The sequence below is a fragment of the Sulfitobacter mediterraneus genome (assembly GCF_003054325.1).
In the GTDB taxonomy this organism is placed as follows: domain Bacteria; phylum Pseudomonadota; class Alphaproteobacteria; order Rhodobacterales; family Rhodobacteraceae; genus Sulfitobacter; species Sulfitobacter mediterraneus.
Window position 1 is genome coordinate 1 of record NZ_QBKU01000028.1, and the last position, 5,006, is coordinate 5,006.

The following is a 5,006-nucleotide window of genomic DNA, read 5'->3' on the forward strand; positions in this document are numbered from 1 at the left end:
CTGGAGCTTCTCTGAGGCTCGAATGCGGGTGGTGTGATTGTACTTGTGCCCAGGTCCGCTGTGACTGTGTTTGGTTAGGTCCAGCAAGCCCTCGTCGTGCAGGGTCTTTATGACAGGCACGATCTTCTTAGAGATGTGTAGGGCGTTGTACCGGGAGCCAGCCTGCCAAGCATTCGAGGACAGCGAGACACCTATACAAAGCGTGGGATCATCCAACCAAGCAACATACAGGTCTAGAATCAGCACCTTTAGCTGGTCCTTGGAGGTGGTCTTCTGCTTAGGTCCTGCTCGGGTCCCTGTCTGGGTCGGGTAGAACTCCCCCCAGAGCTTATCCACGATCTTCCCCACCTCGGGGTGATCTGACCACCTATGGACGTCTAAGGGGCGGGAGTGCCAAGGGTCTATTGTCTTTGTCATAGCCTTCCGGGGCGGGGGTCCCCTCTCTCCTTAGTCGTCTACTACCATTACTTATACCTAATTGTAGATAGGACCTCCCCTCAGGAATACCAAGTCAGGGGGGCATTTTTGGGGGCATTCCTGGCCACAGAGCCACCCTAGAAGTAACGGTTCATCATGTACGGAAGAGTGGCTGGGATGGTAGGAAACCCACCCCCGTGATGCCTTTCATCGGCTTACCCTGACAGCGACAGAAAATGGGGCATAAACGGGGGCATTCCGTCGCGAGAGCGGAGGAAGCCAGAGCGAACGGTGCGACCACCGGGAGTGTAAGCGAGGGGGCATTTCCGGCTAGGAGAACCCATCTGGGAAGCCGCTCAGGTAGGTGAGCTAACATCATCAGACAACCCCAGAGTGCCCCTCTCAGGACCCCTATCATGTCTTGGTTAGGGTATCCCTCCCTGGGGCCCCTAGACGGGCTCTCTCTGGCTAGGTGTCCTAAGCGAGGTATCCCTAGCAGGGCTCCCTAAGATCAGTGGGAGCCTAATTAGGTATAAGTAATGTTAGTAGAGGACTGGGGGTGGGGGAAGATAGCCCTGGGGGAGGTAACCCGATCAGGAGCCCTATGGTGGGGGATTAGGTAACCCAATTAGGGATAGATGACTGGTGGTGGTGGATAACCCAAGGGGGGGATCTTAGCTGAAGGCGTCCTACGGGTGGAAGGGGGTGTCTAGGTGGGGGGGGGTGTCGCTGGCGAGCTATTGCAGAGCAGGATCCACACCAAGCACAGTCATCCAGATAAGCCGGCAAGCTCATCGCCCATTCAAACTTTGTGTCATGAATTGGGCAGATACTTATTTCCTGCCCTAATGTTGCCTCTTGTTCACCCTGATCGCACCAAGATGGTCCCGTATTACTGTTCCTAAGGAACACAGTCACAGCAGAAAGCATAGGACTGTTACACCATCATGAGGGGAACTTCAGGATGCCGGTACTCTACATGAACTTGCATAAAGCGACATCAATGGTTGCTCATCTTGCTGACTCAGCCAAACCTGCCAGCGGATGCTATTCCCGCCTTGCTTGTTCCCCCATACATTCGGCTAACTCGAGCCTCGGGGGTGAAGATCAATGAGCTACTACCTCAAACTTTTTGACTGGGCCCTCTATACTCTGCCATCCAACATTCCGATGGCAGACATTGAAGGAGACAGTCACGCTAATGATCCAGCACATCCTGATTATTCGAGCGGGGCTCCCACATGGATTGGCGAAGATTTCACATTCAATGGGGGTGTGGGTTACCAGATTCTAATCAACGACGATGACGATGATTTTGAAGACGCATACGTTGAGACAGGCGGCATCCAAACTCTTGCGCAAGATGTGACAATTAATGGCACGCTCTACCCTGCTGGATCACAGGTACAGAATGAATTCTCCATGGTTGATGGCCTCGGCAACGAGGTTTGGGTGCTTCGGATTGGTGGTACAAATGTAGGTTTTGTATATCAATCCGGCGAAGAACCAACTGTAGGGGAAACCTTTACGGCGACGAATGGTCGCGATGGAGATCCCGTCGATAGCAGCGATGGAGTTGCCTCAGCGGAGCCTTACACCACAATTGATTCACGCGACGGCACTGTTTCGGGGTCGGCGGGCAATGACACCATTAACGCGTCCTACACAGGCGACCCCCAAGGCGATCAAGTCGATGACGGCTGGGCTGGCGGTGCAGGAACAAACGACAACCTTATCGAAGCATTGGACGGCGATGATTCCGTCGCAGCTGGTCTGGGCGCTGATACAGTTTATGGCGGCTCCGGAAACGACACGCTTGACGGCGGCATTGGGAACGACAGTTTGCTTGGCGGCGGCGGTAACGATTCCATCTTAGGCGGGGCGGGCGCAGACAGCATTGATGGCGGCGCAGGCAGCGATACGCTCGACGGCGGCGATGGAACCGACACAATCCACGGCGGTGCTGGCGGGGACAGCATCACGGCGGGTGCAGGCGATGACGTGGTCTATACTGGTTCGGGTGTCGATACCGTTGAGACAGGCGAAGGCAGCGACACAATCCATCTGCACGACGATGACGATGGGGGCTCCAATGTCCTGACCGACGGAGGGGCCGTTGGTACAGATACCATTGTCCTCGCGACAGGTGCTGGCACCTATCGGATCCAAGGTAACTTCTCAGCCAGTGATGGCTTTGAGGTAATTCAAGGTTCCAATTTAACCGGCGAAATTCTCGGCACCAACGACGCAACAGCAAACTTCGATTTTACCGGTATCACCCTTAACGGTGTGGACCTGATTTCAGGGACATCCGGCATTGATTTCATCATCGGCTCTGCAGGTGCGGATTCCATTTCGGGAGAAGCCGGGAACGACAGCCTTGAAGGGGCTGGCGGCAACGACACAATTATTGGTGGTCTTGGCGCTGATACAATCGACGGCGGGGTCGGCAATGACAGTCTTCTTGGTGGTGACGACGCCGACCAGATTGATGGCGGTGACGGCATTGACACCATTTGGGGTGGCACTGGCGGCGATTACATCTCTGGGAACGGCGGTACAGATTATCTCCTTGGTGAAGCAGGCAACGACAATATCTGGGGTGGCGAAGGGAATGACTTCGCTTTCGGCGGCGATGGAGCGGATACGCTTTACGGTGGCCAAGGCGCTGACGCGCTCTATGGAGGGAATGAAGCTGACTTCCTAAACGGCGATGACTTCTCTTATGTCGGTGGCAACGACACTTTGTATGGTGAAGCCGGAGACGACGTTCTGAACGGCAATGCTGGCGACGATCTTTTGGTTGGTGGGGCCGGTAACGATCTTTTCTTCGTCAGTGACGGCAACGACACCATTAGCGATTTTAACACTGGGAACACTGGCGCTCTTGGTGATGGGGATATTTTTAACAACGACTACCTGTCCGTCGGAAGCTTCTACGACAGCCTCGATGAGTTGCGTGCGGATCAGGCCGATGATGGTGTTCTGAACCAATCCAACACGGTAGATGACGAAGGCAATACCGTCGATTATTCGGACAATGAGCAGTTTGGCAGCCGCTCTATGACTGTTCAAGGTGCGGATGCTTCAAGCTACTCATACGACAATACCGGAGTGGTCTGCTTTACCTCTGGAACGTTGATCCTCACGCCAAACGGTGAAGTCCCGATTGAAAGCCTTTCTCCGGGAGACATGGTCACCACTTTGGACAATGGTGTGCAGCCAATCGCTTGGATCGGCCAACGCCATTGCGACATCGAAGATCTGATGAGGGATGAAACGCTGCGGCCCGTTTTGATCCGAGAAGGCGTATTGGGCGTTCAGCGGGATTTGTTGGTGTCACGTCAGCACGCAATGCTGGTGGATCAGAACCATTTCGCCAGAGCGATCAATTTGGTGGAGACAATGCAAGGCGTGAGGATCGCTCATGGCAGGCGTGAAGTCACCTATTTTCATCTGATGTTTGATGCACACCAAATCATCTTTGCTGAGGGAGCCCCAAGCGAGAGCTTTTATCCCGGCAAGATGGCAATGCAAATGATGTCGGAGAACGCGCGTTCGGACCTCTACCGCCAATTCCCGCACCTCGTGGGCTGTACAGAGAATGCCGATGTCCAGCGGGTTTTCGGTGAGACAGCAAGGCCGTTCGTGACAAAAGCTGAGATTTTAGATCTGCTTATCGCCGCGTGAACCTTCAAGATAGTTCCGTTAGGTGAGGTTGAGCTGCGCAGCTGGCCTGCGCCCTGTTACCACTTAATATTCAGGGTAACATCAAAATCCGAACCCATTTAGGTAAAAATTCAGTGAGCACGCAAGGACTTCCAGAGGCAACCATGAATCCCCACTCCAGTTTTCCACAGAGCGATACCCAACGACCAACGGGAATTGCAAAGGACTCGCGTCGTTCCAAGCGGATCTGTTTCCTGGTGATTGCAGTTTCTGCATACTTCCTATGGATTGGCAGCAGATAAGCTCTGTGTTTAATCCCGGCATCTAACCGCGACAGGTCCAATGTTAATCAGCTTGCTAAATTCCAATATTACTGTAATGCGCCTCGCTTTCAGCGTAAGGCGAGCTTCGGGCTAGGTCTACTCTTCTTGGCGCGCAAGATGCGGAATTAGGTCAGATATATTTTCGTCATTACAAACATCCACCCCAAAAACCGAGCAATCCCAAGCATCTATATAAAGAAACCATCAATGGAGATGTATAGATGTTTACCACCTTCACGCTGCTTATGGCGGCTGGGGTCTGCTTCCGGCTGGCCCTGTCTTACGCGCTGAAGCGGCGCTATGACCTCACCCTCGTTGTGCCTCAGGGCATAGCTGTCCTGCTGGTCGTGCTGGCTGTGATCCCCTCGTGGGCCTTGCCAGTGACGCTCCCTGTGCCGTTGGCCTTCGTGCTGGGGGCCGTCCTGCCTGACCTGATCTTCCGGAGGGGCTGAGCATGGATGACCCCTTTAACCTTAGAGAAGACGACGTCGTTGTCATTCGCGCCTTCGATGACTGGCCTGAGCACCTGTTCCAGGTCTGGGAGGTCTATGACGACAGCATCACAGGCTACTCGATCACGGGACCCCTTGAGGGTGT

The 5,006-nt window shown here is 54.1% G+C and carries 3 protein-coding genes; 2 read left to right on the plus strand and 1 reads right to left on the minus strand.

Going from position 1 to position 5,006, the window contains the following annotated elements:
- Positions 1-417 (minus strand): hypothetical protein (locus tag C8N31_RS20500; RefSeq protein WP_211313768.1); only part of this gene is annotated, 417 nt, incomplete at its 3' end.
- Between the two features lie 1,110 nt (positions 418-1,527).
- Between C8N31_RS20500 and C8N31_RS20050 the strand changes: the two genes are divergently transcribed.
- Both C8N31_RS20050 and C8N31_RS20055 read left to right on the plus strand, forming a co-directional pair.
- Positions 1,528-4,107, plus strand: a complete 2,580-nt coding sequence (locus C8N31_RS20050) for a Hint domain-containing protein (RefSeq protein ID WP_051544671.1) — start codon at positions 1,528-1,530, stop codon at positions 4,105-4,107.
- Positions 4,108-4,630: 523 nt separating this feature from the next.
- On the plus strand, positions 4,631-4,861 hold the full coding sequence (locus tag C8N31_RS20055; protein WP_025050055.1) for a hypothetical protein: 231 nt from the start codon (positions 4,631-4,633) through the stop codon (positions 4,859-4,861).
- Positions 4,862-5,006: the final 145 nt, after the last annotated feature.